The 17,629-nt window shown below is 60.5% G+C and carries 11 protein-coding genes; 6 read left to right on the top strand and 5 right to left on the bottom strand.

Annotated features, from left to right (window positions below; genetic code table 11):
• The first annotated feature begins 1 nt into the window (after position 1).
• Genes H2515_RS02760 through H2515_RS02745 form a run of 4 tightly spaced genes read left to right on the top strand, consistent with a single transcriptional unit; the run spans position 2 to position 10,980 of the window.
• Positions 2-1,177, top strand: a complete 1,176-nt coding sequence (locus H2515_RS02760; RefSeq protein ID WP_198660872.1) for a glycosyltransferase family 4 protein — start codon at positions 2-4, stop codon at positions 1,175-1,177.
• Positions 1,174-8,478, top strand: a complete 7,305-nt coding sequence (locus tag H2515_RS02755; protein ID WP_198660871.1) for a type I polyketide synthase — start codon at positions 1,174-1,176, stop codon at positions 8,476-8,478. The genes H2515_RS02760 and H2515_RS02755 overlap by 4 nt, the downstream gene beginning before the upstream one ends.
• Positions 8,390-9,805, top strand: coding sequence for an aminotransferase class I/II-fold pyridoxal phosphate-dependent enzyme (locus H2515_RS02750; protein ID WP_232821511.1), 1,416 nt, complete (start codon positions 8,390-8,392; stop codon positions 9,803-9,805). Before H2515_RS02755 ends, H2515_RS02750 begins: the two co-directional genes overlap by 89 nt.
• A 35-nt stretch (positions 9,806-9,840) precedes the next feature.
• On the top strand, positions 9,841-10,980 hold the full coding sequence (locus tag H2515_RS02745; protein ID WP_198660870.1) for a GNAT family N-acetyltransferase: 1,140 nt from the start codon (positions 9,841-9,843) through the stop codon (positions 10,978-10,980).
• Here H2515_RS02745 and H2515_RS02740 read toward each other — a convergent pair.
• Together H2515_RS02740 and H2515_RS02735 are read right to left on the bottom strand one after the other, a co-directional pair.
• On the bottom strand, positions 10,955-12,247 hold the full coding sequence (locus H2515_RS02740) for a capsule biosynthesis protein (RefSeq protein WP_198660869.1): 1,293 nt from the start codon (positions 12,245-12,247) through the stop codon (positions 10,955-10,957). The genes H2515_RS02745 and H2515_RS02740 overlap by 26 nt on opposite strands.
• A complete protein-coding gene (locus tag H2515_RS02735) occupies positions 12,244-13,251 on the bottom strand; it encodes an NAD-dependent epimerase/dehydratase family protein (protein ID WP_198660868.1) in 1,008 nt (335 codons plus the stop codon). The genes H2515_RS02740 and H2515_RS02735 overlap by 4 nt, the downstream gene beginning before the upstream one ends.
• A gap of 431 nt (positions 13,252-13,682) precedes the next feature.
• On the opposite strand from H2515_RS02735, the gene coaBC reads away from it, so the two are divergent.
• Both coaBC and dut read left to right on the top strand, forming a co-directional pair.
• Positions 13,683-14,939: a bifunctional phosphopantothenoylcysteine decarboxylase/phosphopantothenate--cysteine ligase CoaBC gene (gene coaBC, locus H2515_RS02730; protein WP_198660867.1), complete on the top strand. Its 1,257-nt coding sequence runs from the start codon at positions 13,683-13,685 to the stop codon at positions 14,937-14,939.
• Complete coding sequence (gene dut, locus H2515_RS02725) at positions 14,932-15,384, top strand: dUTP diphosphatase (protein ID WP_198660866.1); 453 nt, start codon at positions 14,932-14,934, stop codon at positions 15,382-15,384. Before coaBC ends, dut begins: the two co-directional genes overlap by 8 nt.
• A 158-nt stretch (positions 15,385-15,542) precedes the next feature.
• Here the strand turns inward: dut and rplQ are convergent, their stop codons facing one another.
• From rplQ to rpsD, 3 genes are read right to left on the bottom strand one after another with little or no spacing between them, the layout of a single operon-like run.
• Positions 15,543-15,917 carry a 50S ribosomal protein L17 gene (rplQ, locus tag H2515_RS02720; RefSeq protein ID WP_014030007.1) on the bottom strand — a complete coding sequence of 125 codons (375 nt, stop codon included), beginning with the start codon at positions 15,915-15,917 and terminating at the stop codon, positions 15,543-15,545.
• 30 nt (positions 15,918-15,947) lie between these two features.
• Entirely contained in the window at positions 15,948-16,967 is a 1,020-nt protein-coding gene (locus H2515_RS02715) for a DNA-directed RNA polymerase subunit alpha (RefSeq protein ID WP_198660865.1), read from the bottom strand.
• Between the two features lie 22 nt (positions 16,968-16,989).
• Complete coding sequence (rpsD, locus tag H2515_RS02710) at positions 16,990-17,616, bottom strand: 30S ribosomal protein S4 (RefSeq protein ID WP_035193411.1); 627 nt, start codon at positions 17,614-17,616, stop codon at positions 16,990-16,992.
• Positions 17,617-17,629 lie beyond the last annotated feature (13 nt).

Here is a 17,629-nt window from a genome sequence, read left to right as displayed (position 1 = left end):
CATGAGCGGATTTGGTGATGCACCGATTTTTCTGGATGTGACTCGCCTGCTGTACCGCCTGATGCGAGGACGCATGCCGACCGGGGTGGATCGCGTGTGTCTCGCCTACGTGCGGCACTTTCACCATCGGGCGCAGGCCATGGTGATCTGGGGCGGTGTTGCGGTAGGCTTGTCCCCGTCGGCTTCCGTGGCGCTTTTCGACCAGTTGGTGGGGTGGGAAGATGGTAAGCGCCCTGCCAGTTTGAGGAACACCCTGAGGGCCTCGCTCAAATGGCCGTTGCGCGCGGTGCCTGCCGGGAGCTGGGTGCTCAATATGGGGCACAGCGGGCTGGACCAGCGGAGTTATCTTGGCTGGCTACGCCGTAAAAACATGCGCTTGCTGGTGATGGTCCATGACCTGATTCCCATTACCCACGCGCAGTTTTGTCAGGCGGGCGCGGCAAAACATCATGTCCGGCGAATGGGCTTGATTCTGGGGCAGGCAAAGGGGATCGTCAGCAACTCCCGGCATACGGCGGAGATGCTCGACGAACATGCCCGGCAGACCGGGGCAGTGGTGCCGCCGGTGGCGGTAATCCCGCTGGGCGCCAAAAAGCACTGGACGGTCTGCGAGGATACGCCTGGCGCGGTAGCGGGGCCTTATTTCGTGATGGTGGGTACGCTGGAGCCCCGCAAAAACCATGCGTTCGTGCTGCATCTGTGGCAGCGCATGCTGGACGAATGGCACGCTGCGGAGATCCCGCATCTATTGGTCATCGGGCAAATCGGCTGGATGTGCGGTGAGGTGGTCCGTCAGTTGAAGACCGACGAACGACTGAAACAGGTTGTGCATCTGATGACGGATTGTGACGATGCCCGGCTCGGGCATTATTTGCGCCATGCCCGCGCCATGCTCTTTCCTTCGCATGCGGAGGGCTACGGATTACCTCTGCTGGAGGCGATGGATTTGGGTGTGCCGGCGCTGACGAGCCCGTTGCCGGTGTTTCGCGAAGTGGCGGGCTTGGTGCCGGATTACCTCGATCTGGACGACGGGGACGCGTGGTTGGAGGCGATTCACGATTATGCGCAACCTGCGAGTGCTCGACGGGAGGCGCAATTGCACCGCCTGCGCGGATTTTCGGCACCCAGATGGTCTGATCATTTTTCCGAATTCGAAAACTTTGTGAGCCGTTTATGAAAAATAAAAAAATCGCGATCATTGGCTATGCGTCGCGCTTACCGCAAACATCGGATGCCACCTTCTGGGAGGACTTGCTGGCGGGCCGAAACCTGGTGACGCGGGTGGCGGAGGAGCGCTGGGCGCAGTACGGGCTCGAGCATCCGTCACGGGCCCATCCAGGGAGCTCGGTGACCTTCGCGGCGGGTTCGCTGGGGGATGTGGGGGGCTTTGATGCGGGGTTTTTTCGCATTTCCCCGCGCGAGGCGGCGGCCATGGACCCACAGCAACGTCTGCTGCTGGAGATGAGCTGGGAGGCTTTCGCCCATGCCGGTATCCCGGTTCTCCGCTTGCGCGGGAGTCGTTGCGGCGTCTTCATCGGCCTCGCCAGTACCGATTATGGCTACCGCTTGGCCGATGATTTGGCGGCCATCGGCACGAACTCGGCGACGGGTTCGACGGCGAGCATTGCGGCGAATCGCCTGTCCTATTTTTATGATCTGCAGGGGCCGAGCATGGTGGTGGATACGGCCTGCTCTTCGGCACTGGTCGCTTTTCATCAGGCTTGCCAGTCGTTGTTGCACGGTGAGAGCGATCTGGCGCTGACCGGGGCCATCAACCTGCATCTGCATCCTTTTGGTTTTCTGATTTTTTCCAAGGCGTCCATGCTTTCTGCCGAAGGCCGCTCGCGCCCTTTTGACGCGGCGGCGGACGGCTATGTGCGCGCGGAGGGCGGCGGGGTCTTCGTGCTCAAGGAGCATGCGGCGGCGCTGCGCGACGGGGATCGCATCCTGGCGGTGGTGGCCCATACCGCCATCAATACGGATGGACACAAGGCGGGGCTGACCATACCACGAGTGGCGGCGCAGGCGGCTTTGCTCACCGCGGCTTATGCGGCGGCGGGCATTGATCCTGATGCCGTCGATTATATCGAGGCGCATGGTACCGGCACGGCGGTGGGCGACCCCCTGGAAGTGGAGGCCATTGGTCGCGCGCTGGGCGCCCGGCGGCGCGCCGACAACCCGCTGCCGCTGGGCTCGGTAAAGAGCAATCTGGGGCATATGGAGACGGCATCGGGAGTGCCTGGGTTGTTGAAGGCCATTCACTGTTTGCAGCAGCGGATCGTACCGGCAACGATCGGCGTGACGCGACTGAATCCGCGTCTGCCGCTGGCGGACTTCGGTCTGGAGGTGGTGACTGCGGCGCGCGCGCTGCGTACTACAGGGCCGCTGACGGTCGGGGTGAACGCCTTCGGTTTCGGCGGTGCCAATGCCCATGTGATACTGGAGCGGGCGGCGGAGCCCCGACGGCGGCTACGTTCCCCCGCAAAGATGCGCCGTTCGCAGCGTTGGCCGCTGCTGCTGTCGGCGGCGACACCGACCGCTTTGCGACAGGTGGCGGCGGATTTCGCCGGGGTGCTGACGGGGGTGGCGGAGCAGGATTACGCCTGCCGCTATCAGGCGAATTTCCGTAGCGAGCGACTGGGTCAGCGCGCCCTGTTCTGGGGTGATGACGGCTCCGATCTGGCAGCGGATGTACGCGCTTTTGCCGCCGGTGAGGATGCGCCCCCGGCGGCACTGGGGAAAGGGCTGGAGACGCCGCGCGGTCCGGTATTCCTCTATTCCGGAAACGGCAGCCAATGGGTGGGCATGGGTCGGGCCCTGCTGAATGAGCCGGTGTTTACGCAAACGCTGGCGGCGATAGACGCGATCTTCCTGCCGCTGGCGGGCTATGCTTTGCGGGATGAGTTGGCGGGCCTGCTCGGTGAGGGACGCTATGTGCTGACGGAATTCGCCCAGCCGGCGCTCTTTGCGCTCCAGGTGGGGATCACGGAGTGCCTGCGCGCGTTGGAGATCGAGCCGGTGGCGGTGGCCGGGCACAGCGTTGGTGAAGTGGCGGCGGCATGGGCCTGCGGCGGTCTGAGTCTCGCTGATGCCGTGCGGGTGGTCTACGAGCGTAGTCGTTTGCAGGGCCAGTCGCGGGGGCTGGGGCAGATGACGGCAGTGGCGGCTAATGCGGATACGGTCATGGGTTGGTTGCAGGACTGGGATCTGGCGGACAGGGTATCCATTGCCGCATGGAACAGCCCGCGCGGGTCGACGGTGGTGGGCGCCCAGGACGCATTGACGGCACTGGAACGGCGATTGCGCAATCGGGGCGTGGGCTATAAACGCCTGGATGTGGATTATCCCTTTCATAGTCCGCAGATGGACGGCTTCCGCGCGGCGCTGCTGGACAGCCTGGCGGATCTGCACCCGATGGCGACGCGCATCCCGCTACTGTCGACGGTAACCGGCGCGGTGCTCGCCGAAGAGACGCTGGATGCGACGTACTGGTGGCGTAATATCCGCGAGCCGGTGCGTTTTCAGCAGGCGGTGGAAGAGTTGCTGCAGTCATGGAATATCTTTATCGAACTGGGTGGGCATCCGGTGCTGCGCGGTTATGTGCAGGATGCACTGAATGCGGCAGAGCAGGATGGGCGGATCATCACCACGCTGCGCCGTGGCGAGGAAAATGCCCAGGTGTTGACGCAGGCGGCGGCCGCGCTCTGGGTGGCCGGGGTGGCGACGGATTGGCAGCACTATTACCCGGTACCGGCCCCGGTGGTCGATTTGCCCCGTTATCCGTGGGAGCGGGAACATCACTGGCATACGGTCACCAGCGAGTCGGCGCGAACGCTCACTGCTTATCCGGTGCATCCGTTGCTGGGGCATCCGCTTGCTGGCCATGCCGGAGAATGGGAGCAGCAGATCGATACGGCGCGGCTGCCTTTTCTGGCGGATCATCGGGTGGGAGACGGGATAATCTTTCCCGGAGCGGGTTACGTGGAGTTGCTGCTGGCGGCAGCGCGCGAACGCTTTGGGAGCTCCGCGCATCTCGTCATCGAAGATCTGGAAATCGTGGCGCCGCTGCTCCTCGATGATGATGACAGTAAGGTGCTGCGCGTCAGCGTGGATGAGGGCGGCGTGGCGACCATTCAGGCGCGCCCGTTGTTGCAGGAGGGCTGGACGCTCCACGGCAAAGGGCGGATTCGCCAGGGTAATGCGGGCGCGGGACCGGATACGCTCCAGGAATGCTCGACGCCACCCTCCCGGCTCCCGGATTTTGATGCGGATCGGCACTATCGTTTGGCGGATATGGCCGGTCTCCACTATGGCCCGGCGTTTCAGTCGGTACAGGCGGGATGGCTGCAAGAGGACGGCGTGCTGGCGCGATTGGCGCTGCCGGCGCCAGCGGATGCCACGGATTATTTGTTGCACCCCGTACTGCTCGATGGGGCATTGCAACTTTTTGTGAATCTGCTGGCTGCCGAGGGTACTGCACAGGCGGGCTGGGGTTATGTGCCGGTGCGTGTCGAGCGACTGAGCTTGCTGGCGGCGGCAGAGGGCGTGCTTTGGGCGTCCGTGCGGCTGCTGCGCCGCTCGCCACAGTCCTTGTTGGCGGATCTGAGCCTGACCGACGGACAAGGCCGGGTGGTGGTACGATGTGAGGGCGTGCGTCTGCGCCGGGTGCGTTTGCTGCGCAGCGACGTCGAGCACCTGCGCTACCTGCACAGCAGGCTGACGCCGGTACCATTGGCGCAGTGTGCCGATGCGCGGATTTCGCTCGATCTGGCCGCCATACACACGCTATTAGCCGATGCGCTGGCGGATAGTACCGCTGCGGCGCGTTATATCGAAGAGTTTTCGCCACTGGTGGAGGGGCTGCTGCAGGCCTATGGGGCGGAATCTGCGACAGTGAGTGGCGAGGAGATCGCGGCAGCGGATATCTGGCAGACCCTTCTGCAGGATTATCCGGAGTTTTTCCCGATCACCCTGCAGGTCGGGCGCTGGGGTTTGCATCGGTCCGGCAGCGGCGAGTCGGGCACATGGCCGCAGATCGCGATAGCCGCTTACCCGGCCATCCTCCAGACCATGACCCCACCGATGATGGCCGGAATGAGTGCGCTGGTCGCCGCGTTGCGGATGGAATTATCTGCGGGCCAGCGCCTGGGGATACTGGAGATCAGCCATTCGGCGGCGGAGTGGTTGCCGACACTCGCGGCGGGCGTGGGGGAAGATGTCCGCTGCGCACTCTATCAGGCAGGGTTGAATGACGCCGAGGCATCGCTGACGGCGCCGTGGACGACCATCCATCTGCGGGACGAAAACCGGCCTGTGGTGCATCTGGCATGGTTGCGCCTGGATGTGGCCGACAAGGATTTGCAGTTGCAAATGCTGGACTGCGCCGTGGACTGTGTGGCTGCGGAGGGCGTCTTGCTGGTACAAGGGGTGCATCCGGAGCTCTGGTGGCGAACGATAGATGAACACGATCCGTCCCTGATGGGTATGGCGGAGTGCCGGCAGTGGCTGGAGGACCGTGGTTTCGCCGGATGCAGGGTCTTGGGTGCGGAAGAGGCTGGCACGGGTGCGTACGCCTTATTACTGCGTAAAGCAGCGGCGGTGGCGGTGCCGGAAAGCCGTTCCCCGGCCGGATGCTGGTTGCTGGTGGGTACGCCGGGAGCGGAGAACGTACCGGGGGTGGTGATGCTGCGGACGGCGCTGACGGCGGCTGGCGCTGAGTGCCATTTCATTGTCGCCGACTCTGATGCCTTACTGACGGCGGCCCTGGCCGAAAACGCGGGGGACAAGCATTGGGCGGGGGTGGTCTACCTGGAGCGGCCTGCGCTGACAACCCCTTTCTCGCCGGCGACGTTGTCACGATCCTGTCAGATACTCCGCGCTTTGGGCTTATGGGGCGTGAGTCAGACGGCTGTGGCGCCCGTCTTTGTGCTAACGGCGGGTGGTGTCCGGGCAACCTGCCCGTTGGCGGATGAACAATCAGTCGATCTGGCGGCGCTGGATGCGGCGGGGCTCTGCGGCTTTGCCCGCAGCCTGCAGAACGAGTGGCCGGAATGGGCGCTGCGCCTGATCGACTGGGGGACGACATCGCCCACGGCGGCGACGGTGGTGGCCGTCGTCGGTGCGCTGCTCGATCCCGATGCGGAGACCGAACTGGTTTTTGATGCCGAAGGCCGGCGCTATGCCCCACGGGTACAAGAACTGACCTCGCCAGCGGTGGCAGACCCGATGCAGGCCTCGTCCTGCCGACAGTTGGGTTTTTCGCTGCCCGGCCAGTTACGCAATCTGCAATGGGCTGATCATCCGTGTCCGGCCCTTGCTGACGATGCCGTAGAGGTGGTCGTGGCAGCGGCGGGGCTCAATTTCCGCGATGTGATGTATGCCTTGGGCATGCTTTCCGATGAAGCCCTGGAAAATGGTTTCTCCGGCCCCGGTCTGGGACTCGAGTTCGCCGGGCGGATTGTCGCAGTGGGGCGGCAGGTGACGCGCTGGGCGCCGGGGGATGCGGTGCTCGGCTTTGCCCCTGCCAGTTTCAGTACCCATGTGCAGACATCGGAAACGGCCATTGCCGCACTGCCACCGGGTATGGACATGGCGGCGGCGGTGACGATTCCGACGGTGTTCTTCACCGCCTGGTACGCATTACGCGAACTGGCGCGGCTGGAGGCTGGTGAACGCGTATTGATTCATGGCGGTGCCGGCGGTGTGGGTATCGCGGCGATTCAGATCGCGCAGCAACTCGGCGCGGAAGTCTTTGCGACGGCGGGTTCGCCGGAAAAGCGGGATTTTCTGCGCCTGTTGGGGGTAAATCGGGTCTATGATTCCCGCTCCCTCGACTTTGCCGAGGCGATTCTGCGCGATACGGGCGGCACCGGTGTCGATGTGCTCCTCAACAGCCTTTCCGGCGAGGCGATACGCCGTAATCTACAGGTGTTGCGGCCTTTTGGACGTTTTCTCGAACTGGGCAAGCGTGATTTTTACGAAAATACCGCTATGGGTCTGCGTCCCTTCCGCAATAATCTGAGTTATTTCGGGATCGATGCCGATCAATTGCTGCTGGCGCGACCGGCGCTGACGCAGCGGCTGTTCACGGAGATCATGGAACACTTTGCACAAGGCGATTTCTTTACGCTGCCGGTGATCCGTTTTCCTGCGGCAAGGGTGGTGGAGGCGTTCCGGCATATGCAGCAGGCGCGGCAGATTGGCAAGATCGTGGTGGATATGGAAGCACCCTTCACCCCTGCCGCGCGGCCCTCGCGGCAGAGCGGGCCGGGTCTTCGTCTGTCTGCCGACGGTGTTTATCTGGTCACCGGCGGACTCTCCGGTTTCGGGCTGGAGACGGCGCGATGGCTGGTGACACGGGGCGCGCGACGGCTGGTACTGATCAGCCGCTCCGCACGCCCCGATGCGTCTGGCCAGGAAGCTTTGATGGCGATGACGGCGGCGGGCGTCGATCTGCACTGCCTGCCCTGCGATGTCGGCGACGGTGCGCAGGTACAGGCGCTATTTGCGCGGATCGCGGCGGAGATCGGACCCTTACGGGGCATCATCCATGCGGCAGCCGTCATTGACGACGCCCTCGCCCAAAACCTGACGGCGACGCAGATAGACGCCGTGCTGCGCCCAAAAATCGCCGGTGCATGGCATCTTCACCAGAATAGTCAGAGCGCTCCGCTGGATTTCTTCGTGCTGTACTCGTCGGTGACCACCCTGCTCGGCAACCCTGGGCAGGCCCATTACGTGGCGGCGAACACCTGGATGGAAGCCCTGGCCACGCAACGCCGGGCCCAGGGCCTACCGGCCACCGCGGTGCTGTGGGGGGCAATCGGGGATGTCGGTTACCTGGCCCGTAATCCGCAGACGCGCGATGTGTTGCAGCAGCGGCTCGGCGGCGCGACACTGCGGGCGGCAACAGCCCTCAACGTCCTGGAGTCGATGCTGCTGACGCATGCCAGCGCCCTGGTGGTGGCCGATCTGGACTGGGGCGCGGTACGCCGCTTTTTGCCGGGAGCCCAAGCGCCGCGCTTTACGGAACTGTCACGTGAGGTAGAGGACGCCGCCGACGCGACCGACGCGGATCTCTGCGCCACACTACAGACGCTGCCGCTGGGCGAAGCGCAGGCGTTGCTGACGGAGCTGGTGCGCCGCGAAGTCGGGCAGATCTTGCGGCTAGCCGTCGAAAAAATTCCGCCGGACCAAAATCTCGGTCAACTCGGGCTCGATTCGCTGATGGGGATCGAGCTGGCACTGGCGCTGGAGGAACGCTTGGGGATCAAGCTACCCGCCTTTCTGCTCAGCGAAGGACCGACGCCCGGCAAATTGGCCCAGCGGCTGCTGCAGACATTGCGGAAAAGGGATACGGCGGATGCCGCGCTGGCGGAGCAAACTCCCGATGCCGAATTCCAGCGACTGGCTGCGGCGCATGGCGTCGTCCAACAAGAGGTGGATGCTGCGCTACGCACCGGCACGGGAGGCCACTGAGATGAACAAACCCCATCGCAGCCTTGCCGCGCAAGTCAAGGAACGCCTCATTCAGAAGGGATTGGAGAAGCGTCTAAAGCAGATAGATGCGGCGCCGACGACGCAGCCGCGTCAGGAAGATGCCGCCGTACCCGAGGCCTTTACCCGTTTTGATCAGCAGCCTGGTTTCCGCCAGGTACGCATGCTGCAGGAAGGCGCCCAGCGTTTTGGTGTGGAGAACCCGTTCTTTCATGTGCATGCGGGTACGGCGGCCGCCCACAGCGAAATTGCCGGGCATCCGGTTATCAACTATGGCAGCTACAACTACCTTGGGCTTTCCGGGCACCCGAGGGTCAATGCCGCCGCCAAGGCCGCCATTGACCGTTATGGCACTTCGGTTTCCGCCAGTCGCATCGTCGCGGGAGAGCGGCCCCTGCACCGCAACCTTGAGCGGAGCATTGCAGAACTCTACGGCGTCGATGACGCCCTGGTCATGGTCAGCGGTCATGGGACCAACATCAGTCTCATCGGACATCTTTTGGGCCCGAGAGATATAGTGCTGCATGACGAATACGCCCATAACAGTATCCTGATGGGCATACAGATCTCGCGGGCGCAGCGCTTCTCCTTTCGTCACAACGACATGGCTGACCTCGAACAATTGCTACAGAACCACCGTCATCGCGCCGAACGCTTGCTCATTGCGGTAGAAGGGATCTATAGCATGGACGGCGATTACCCCGACTTAGCCGCCTTGATTCACCTGAAAAAACGCTACGGCGCGTGGCTCATGATCGATGAGGCACACGCGCTGGGGGTTGTTGGTCAGCGTGGCCGGGGAATTGCCGAACACTTTGGCATCGACCCTCGGGAAGTAGATATCTGGATGGGCACTTTGAGCAAGTCGCTCGCCGCTTGTGGTGGCTACGTGGCCGGAGAAAAAGCCCTGATCGAAAACCTCCGCTATCTTGCTCCGGGATTTCTGTACAGTGTGGGGATGTCACCACCCGTGGCGGCCGCAGCCCAGGCGGCATTGGATCTCTTGAAAGCGGAACCGGAACGGGTAACCACCTTGCAGGCACGGGGGGCATATTTCTTCGATCGAATCCGGGCCCTTGGGTTGGATACCTGCAGTAGCGCAGGGATCGCCATTATACCCGTTATTTTTGGAAGCTCCCTGCATGCGGTGCGCCTATCCAGCGAACTTTTGCGGCAGGGCATCCACGTGCAGCCTATCATTTACCCGGCGGTACCCGAAAAACAAGCCCGCCTGCGCTTTTTCCTGAGCTCCACCCATAGCCAGGCCGATATCGACATCACCCTGGATGCACTCCGCGCGTGCCTCTAGATCCACGTCACAAAAGAAGCATCTGCGGAGAAAATATGCGAATCGAACTCTATGATTCCATCACGAAGGTCCCCCGGGAAAGCTGGAATCGGCTCGCCAGGACCCATTCGGAAACGCTGTCCTGGGAGTTTTGGCAGGTGGTCGAGCGTTCGGGACTGAATGATTTTGAATACCGCCATGCCATGTTGCTGGATGAACAGGGAGAACCGCAGGCCATCACCAGCTTTTACTCCGTTACCACCGACATCGCCATTTTTGCCCCGCCCGGATTGCGCGTCTTCCTGAATCGTATCCGGCGATGGTTTCCGAACTTTCTCAAGCTGCGGATGTTGGAGTGGGGCTCACCAGTGACCATCAACAGCCCCCCTTTTGCACGCAGCGAGGCGCTCAGCGATAAGCAGGTTATCGAAGCGATGGATGCGGTATTGCGCCGCACCGCACGCGCCGAAGGACATTTCCTCATCGTCGTACGGGATTTCGAGCCCAATGCCCAAAACCTGCGATCCATTTTTCGCCGACGGGGTTATCATTGGACGCCCAGTTTACCCAACACCTATATGGAGATTCATTGGTCCACGCCAGAACAGTACGGGGACGCGATGCGCAGCTATTATCGGAGCAAACTCAAAAAATACCTTAACCGCAACCAGCAGGCAGGCGTGCACCACCGCCTCGTCGATGACTTCGAGAACATGGCCGAAATGCTGCATCACCAGTGGATGGTGGTGCACCAGCATGCGAAGGAGTTTCAGCGGGAGACCCTGACCCCGACTTTTTATGGTGAACTCGCCCGCACTCTGGAGGGACGGGCCAAGGTAATACTCTTTTATCGGGGCGAGGCCTTGGTGGGGCATGCCCTGCTGCTCGTCGATGGCGACATGTTGCGCTGGCTGTATGTGGGTCGCGCGGAGGCAGAAAACGACGGTCTCTATATCTACATCGCGCACCAGGTTGTGGTTACGGCCATCGCCTTGGGGGTAAAGCGCCTGGAAATGGGTCTGACCACCTATCCCATCAAGCAAGATCTCGGTGCGGAGGTCACTCCCATTTTTATGGCCCTGCGCGCTGCCAGTGGATGGATCAATCCCTTCGTCGGCTTGGGGTATGCCTTGCTCAACCACGTGCCGCAACCCAATCAACGACCGGTCTTCAAGAACACGAACGTGGCGGCATAGGCGCATTGCTGTCATCCAATAAACGCCGTGCCGCCTCGCACACCGCATGGCTCAGGCCTGGCTCCTGGAAAAATACGCCGCGGATATGCACCATGGCGGCCAACACCTTGATAAAATCCCGGGTGAGCAATGGATCGGGGGAACTGGGCTGATTCCAGAAGCTTCGCAGGTTTTGCGTAGAACATAAGCCAGGCACGTCGTAGATGGCTTGCCCCAAGGTCTTCACCGGACGCCCCAGTTGCAGGGCTCGTATCCCCGTGGTGCTATTGACGGTAACGACGCCAGCGCTGGCCTGAATCAGGGCATCCAGGTTGCCCCCGCGCAAAAAATACACGCGATCTTTGATGCCCAGGTCTTTGGCGCGCTCTTGGGTGAAATGCTCCCAATTGCTCAGGGCCGGGTCCCAGGGATGTTCCTTGAGCACGAGCCGCGTCTCGGGTGGCGCATCCCGCGCGAAGGAATCGAGCACCTCGCCAATGGCATCTCCCATAGTGGCATAAGGAGAATAGGCCACAATCTGGAAATCGAAGTCGAGCTGCAGCGGAAAGACGAAATATCTTACGTCCGAAGCCAGAATCCCTCGAACGATGTGGTCCATACGGGAGCGGAGGCGGGCATTGGCATAAAGACGCCACGCGCTGGCCAGGGTATAGATGGGGGTCGGTGGGCGCATGTCACTGCGCCGATAACCGGGGTACCATAGCCACCCAAACAGCAGGTTGACCATGTTATAGAGGAGATCGGCGCGCGCCATCCGAAATGCACTATCGACAAAGCGCACGGACCAATCGGGTTCGGACACGCGCGCGGCCAATTGCCGAATCGCTTCGGGCTCGCGGGGAAAACGCGAATTGCCGCTCATTCCGTCCCGCTCCAGGGTGATCCAATCCGGACGTAAATAGCCGAAATCCGTGACAATCACTTCTATACCGCGCAATTTGGCCTGGTGAACGGCCTCCCGATGATAACGCCGCTGCTCTCCCAGCAGCACTATATGGGTGACCGCTTCTCGCGCAAAAAACGCGTCGATGAAAGTCGGCCAACGGGAGTAGCTGCCGCGATAGTCGACGGCCCCAGCACTCCGCCAGAATAAGCGGTCCCCAAGACAAAGGTTGATCCGGGTGACGCGACACCCCTGCTGGCGGAGGATATCGGCGATCCGCGCAAAGAATGGGGACGGCATGCCCTGCAAAAAGACAAAGTGGCGCTGGCTGCTGCCAGCGCTAACGGTGGGCTCGATGGCTTGCGAAGGGGGGAGTGGCTTCACTTGCCCACTCCAGATTTCCGATACCAGGCCATGGATTCCCGCATCGCCTGGGCGTAAGACACCCGTCCCACTGGACAGCCGGCGGTCGCGATACGGTCAGCCCGGTGTCCGCAGGTGCGACCAAAAATCCGCACCAATAAACGATGCAACAAGGGCTCGCGCGTGCTTCCCAACCAGTGGTAGGGCGCCTCGATGAGCGCAGCCACGGCATTCGCCAACCCGTAGGGCAAGTCCAAAATCACTCCCTTGCCTTGGATACCCGCCCGGAAATCATCCAAGAAACGGTGCCAGGAAATGGCTTCCGGATCGGCCACATTGTAGCACTGATCTGACGCCGCCTCGGCCTGGGCGGCCCACAGCATGCAGTCCACCAAATTGTCCACGGCCAGGAATCCACAGTCCTCCACGCCCCCATGAATGGTCAACATCAGTCCCCGGCGCAACTCATCACCGACACGCTGGATGAAGGGACTACGTGGTCCCATCACGTTGGTGGGTCGCAAGACGGTATAAGGCAGGTGCATGCGGGCAGCCTGCTCACAGAGAAGTAACTCTCCTTGGAGCTTACTTTGACCGTACGCAAAGTCGCCACCGTTGGCCGGGCAATCCTCATTGCAGGGAGTCTTGGGGAAACCATAAACATCCACTGAAGAGAGATGCACAAAACGGTGCGGCCGTTGCCCGGCTTGTTCTATGGCCCTCAGCAAATGGCCCAAACCTGCCACGTTCACGGCATGATAATTTTGGGGAAGATCCCAGGTCCTGACATTGGCCGCGCAGTGAAATACCCAGCGCACACCCTGTACTGCCGGGAGTAGGGAATCGGTGTCCTCCAAATTACCCTGGATGATCTCAGCACCGTTCCTGAGCAGAGGAGATAAGCGGGATGGATCGCGCACCAAGAGACGCAGCGGTTGCCCCATGGCAAGGAGTCGTTCGGCCAAATGGCCGCCAATGAAACCAGTCGCACCCGTGACCAGGGATGGGCTTTCTGAACTCGGCATACCGGTCTTTCCCCATAAGTTAGTTCTTACATGTTCGCGCTGTGCATACTGGCCACGTAGAATCGGGTGATCAAGTGGTTTTTCCGCACCTGACTAGCTGATTGTTCATGAAAATGAAAGTAGTGATATGCCACAGAAGTATCGTGTCTAATCGCACAGCTCGCCAGGTTACAAGAACTGCCAAGCATCCATAAAGCGGTCGAGGTTATCCAACTCCACACGAAAAGTCATCTCGAATATCTCATGGGAAAGAAGGACACATCCTGCCATGCAAAAAATACAAGCTACACGGAGCTTAGCTTTCGATCGCGACAATCGAGCCGCTATAGTTCGCAAATCCAGAAGCCTCACATAGGGGGCTTTCTGTTACTATAGAGAACAAACGTTGTCGAAGGATTGTGACAAATGACCGGAGGTATAAGATAGCCTGGATGATGGAAAGCGTATTCAACACGACAGAGCCCCTCGCTGGCAAACGAATTCTTCTGGGTGTAGGCGGCAGCATTGCCGCCTACAAGAGTCCGGAGATCGTGCGCGCCCTGCGCCAGGCTGGGGTCGAGTTGCGTGTGGTCATGACACGAGGTGCTGCACAGTTTGTCACACCGCTGACTTTGCAGGCCGTGAGTGGGGAGCCCGTGCGTAGCGACCTCTTTGCCGCCGCCGAAGAGGCGGCCATGGACCACATCCGCCTGGCACGCTGGGCCGACGCCCTCCTCATCGCACCCATCTCCGCCAATGGCATGGCCCGTCTCGCCCAAGGCTTGGCCGATGACCTGCTCAGTACCGTCGTTCTCGCCAACCGTGCGCCGCTCTTTCTCGCGCCCGCGATGAACAGCGCCATGTGGGCACACCCTGCGACACAGCGCAATGTCGCCCAGTTGCGAGCGGATGGTGCCCACTTTTTGGGCCCGGACAGCGGCAGTCTCGCTTGCGGTGAGGAAGGCACCGGACGACTGTTGGCACCAGAGCGCCTGGTGGGCGAACTACGTCTCGCTCTGACCAAGAAAACGCTGTGCGGACAACGTGTCCTCATTACCGCCGGTCCGACCTGGGAGGCCATCGACCCAGCGCGAGGCTTCAGCAATCGCGCCAGTGGCCGCCAAGGTTTTGCCCTCGCTCAGGCCTACGCGGAAGCCGGAGCGGAAGTATTGCTGATTACCGGCCCTACCCATGAGCAGACTCCGCCGGGAGTAAGCCGCCAGGACGTTCTCTCTGCACAGGACATGCTCGCGGCCTGCCAGCAGGGGCTGGACAAAGCCACGGACATCTTCATCGCCAATGCCGCCGTCGCCGACCACAGGCCGAGTCAGTTTAGCGCGCAGAAGCTGAGCAAAACGGATATTCCCAACCCTTTACCTCTCAGCATGAATCCCGATATCGTCAGCGCGCTCCATCAGGACCCTCGGCGGCCACGCTGGATTGTCGCTTTTGCTGCCGAGACCCGCGACCACCTCGCCGCAGCAAGTGCCAAGGCACGGCGCAAGGGGGCGGACGTCATCGTAGTCAACGATATTACTTCTGTCGATGTGGGGATGGGTGCTGCCGACAATGCCTGTAGTGTCCTGCAGGGCGAGCGGGTACTGCACATCCCCCGCTGCAGCAAAATAGATCTCGCGCGCTATCTGGTGCGTCACCTCAGCAGCATTTTCTCACTTCCCGCTACGGAGTCCGAAGACCTTCATGAATAGTCTGCAAATTTGCATCCTTGATCCACGCATCGGGCAGGAATGGCCTCTCCCTCATTATGCCAGTGCCGATGCCGCTGGCATGGACCTGCGCGCCTGCCTGGACGCCCCGTTGCACCTGGCTCCCGGGCAGGTAGAGCTCGTCTCCGCCGGATTTGCCATGCATATCGGCGACCCGCAGGTTACAGCACTGTTGCTACCGCGCTCGGGTCTCGGGCATCGCGGCCTGGTACTGGGTAATCTGGTCGGCCTCATTGATGCGGACTATCAGGGGCCGCTGAGTATTTCTCTGTGGAATCGAGGTGCTGCAGAGATCGTCATTGAACCCGGTGAGCGCGTGGCGCAAATGGTACTGGTACCGATCATTCGCCCTGACATTACGGTGGTGGACAGCTTTACCACTTCCCAACGGGGCGTCGCCGGCTTTGGCAGCACCGGACGTCGGTAGACCCAAACATGTCAATATCCCCTTATACAGCCCGGCGTCGCCGAGCTTCCGCATGCTATTTATCTTCCAGAAAATAAACCGACATTCTTTCATCCTGAAACCAGTTAAAAAAAAACGGCCTCAAGTATCAGGCCGGTTTTGGTCAACACCATTTCTAACTAATCAGCAGCAACCGCTTGCCGATCCACAAGCTCAACAATAGCCAACGGCGCATTATCACCAGCCCGGAAGCCATATTTAACAATACGCAAATAACCACCTGGACGCGCCAGATAGTGTGGACCGAGGTCATCAAACAACTTGACCACAGCCTGGCGGTCACGCAAGCGCGAAAACGCTAAACGCCGCTTTGCCACTGTCGCATCCTTGGCCAGAGTGATCATCGGCTCCGCAAAACGCCGCAACTCTTTCGCCTTGGGCAAGGTCGTAACAATTCGCTCATGATGAAACAAAGACACCATCATATTGGCAAACATCGCCTGCCGATGACTACTATTACGATTTAACTGTTTACCACTTTTGCGATGACGCATAACCCCATTCCCTCTACAAAATTTCTAACGTTAACTGCTGATAGAATCCGCATCAGTTGACCGCCCAGGTATCGGGGGCAAATTTTCCGGTGGCCAATTGTCGAGCCGCATCCCCAACGCAAGGCCATGCGCCACTAAGACTTCCTTTATCTCGTTCAGCGACTTGCGTCCAAGATTAGGGGCTTTCAAAAGCTCCTGCTCCGACTTCTGAACCAAATCACCAATATAAAAAATATCCTCGGCTTTCAAACAGTTCGCGGACCGCACCGTAAGCTCCAAGTCATCAACCGGCCGAACCAACAAGGGCGTAAGGCTCTCATTGGCCTGCATCAGTGACGCCTCGGGTATATCCTTGGATTCCGCACCGGCCAACACACCGAGCTGACTGCGGAAAATACGGGAAGCCTCTTGCACGGCCCAAATCGGGTCGACCACGCCATTCGTCTCGACATCGAGTATCAGACGATCCAGATCGGTCCGCTGCTCCACCCGAGCACTTTCCACCAGATAGCTTACGCGCAATACGGGACTGAAACTTGCGTCCAGCGCCATGACGCCAATGCGCTTTTCATGACTCTGACGCCGCGTGGCAGCCGCGTCATAGCCCCGACCTTCGTCAATACGCAAATGGAGCACCAGTTCAACGTCGCGGGTCAAAGTCGCAATTACCTGATCAGGGTTGGCCACCTCAATGCCGTGTTCAGACACGATATCCGCACCCGTCATTTGACCAGGACCGCGTTTACGCAACGTCACCACCGCGTCTCCACGCCCATGTGCTCGCACTGCCAACATCTTCAAGTTGAGCAGAATATCCACAACATCTTCCTGCACCCCTTCGATGCTGGAATACTCGTGCAACACCCCTTCAATCTCAACCTCCGTAACCGCCGCACCTTTGAGAGACGATAACAACACCCGGCGCAACCCACTACCCAAGGTGTGACCAAAGCCACGCTCCAGGGGGCCGAGGGCAATACGCGCACGGTGCACTGAAACCTCTTCCACATCGACGCCCTGCGGACGCAACAGCTCTCCTACCTCAGTCATAAGCGTTCCTCAATCCCCGGTCTTACTTAGAGTACAACTCCACGACGACCTGTTCGTTCAAATCCGGAGCGATATCTTCTCGCGCCGGTACTGCTTTGATTGTGGCCTTGAGTTCGGTAGTGTCCATACTCACCCATTCCGGGAAACCACGGCCAGCCGCAGCCTCTACCGCAGAGACAATACGCATGTGCGCCCGAGCGCTCTCGGCAACGCTCACGACATCGCCAGCGCGAACCTGGTATGACGGGATATCCACACGCCGTCCATTCACCAGAATGTGGCCGTGACGAACCACCTGCCGCGCTTCAGCACGAGAGGCTCCGAACCCTAAGCGATAGGCCACGTTGTCGAGACGCAACTCCAGAAAACGCAACAACAATTCGCCGGTAACACCCCGTGTCTGACTGGCCCGCTGGAAATAGCGACGGAACTGTCCTTCTAATACGCCATAGATACGACGAATTTTTTGCTTTTCACGTAACTGGCCGCCGTACTCACTGACACGTCCGCGTCGCTGACCATGCTGCCCTGGGGCATAGGCTCGTATACTTACTGGACATTTATCAGAAAAGCACTTCTCGCCTTTGAGAAATAATTTTCCACCTTCGCGCCGACACAAACGACAACTCGGACCCGTATATTTAGCCACAGATAATCTCCAC

Source organism: Acidithiobacillus ferrivorans, assembly GCF_016250455.1.
In the GTDB taxonomy this organism is placed as follows: domain Bacteria; phylum Pseudomonadota; class Gammaproteobacteria; order Acidithiobacillales; family Acidithiobacillaceae; genus Acidithiobacillus; species Acidithiobacillus ferrivorans.
Note: the sequence above shows the minus strand (reverse complement) of the source record. Positions and strands in the feature narration are given on the sequence as shown.

Excerpts from the sequence above, each read along its gene's own strand:
- H2515_RS02760 (WP_198660872.1), top strand. The coding sequence starts at position 2 with ATGAGCGGATTTGGTGATGCACCGATTTTTCTGGATGTGACTCGCCTG.
- H2515_RS02755 (WP_198660871.1), top strand. The coding sequence starts at position 1,174 with ATGAAAAATAAAAAAATCGCGATCATTGGCTATGCGTCGCGCTTACCG.
- H2515_RS02750 (WP_232821511.1), top strand. The coding sequence starts at position 8,390 with ATGCCGAATTCCAGCGACTGGCTGCGGCGCATGGCGTCGTCCAACAAG.
- H2515_RS02745 (WP_198660870.1), top strand. The coding sequence starts at position 9,841 with ATGCGAATCGAACTCTATGATTCCATCACGAAGGTCCCCCGGGAAAGC.
- H2515_RS02735 (WP_198660868.1), bottom strand. The coding sequence starts at position 13,251 with ATGCCGAGTTCAGAAAGCCCATCCCTGGTCACGGGTGCGACTGGTTTC.
- coaBC (WP_198660867.1), top strand. The coding sequence starts at position 13,683 with ATGATGGAAAGCGTATTCAACACGACAGAGCCCCTCGCTGGCAAACGA.
- dut (WP_198660866.1), top strand. The coding sequence starts at position 14,932 with ATGAATAGTCTGCAAATTTGCATCCTTGATCCACGCATCGGGCAGGAA.
- rplQ (WP_014030007.1), bottom strand. The coding sequence starts at position 15,917 with ATGCGTCATCGCAAAAGTGGTAAACAGTTAAATCGTAATAGTAGTCAT.
- H2515_RS02715 (WP_198660865.1), bottom strand. The coding sequence starts at position 16,967 with ATGACTGAGGTAGGAGAGCTGTTGCGTCCGCAGGGCGTCGATGTGGAA.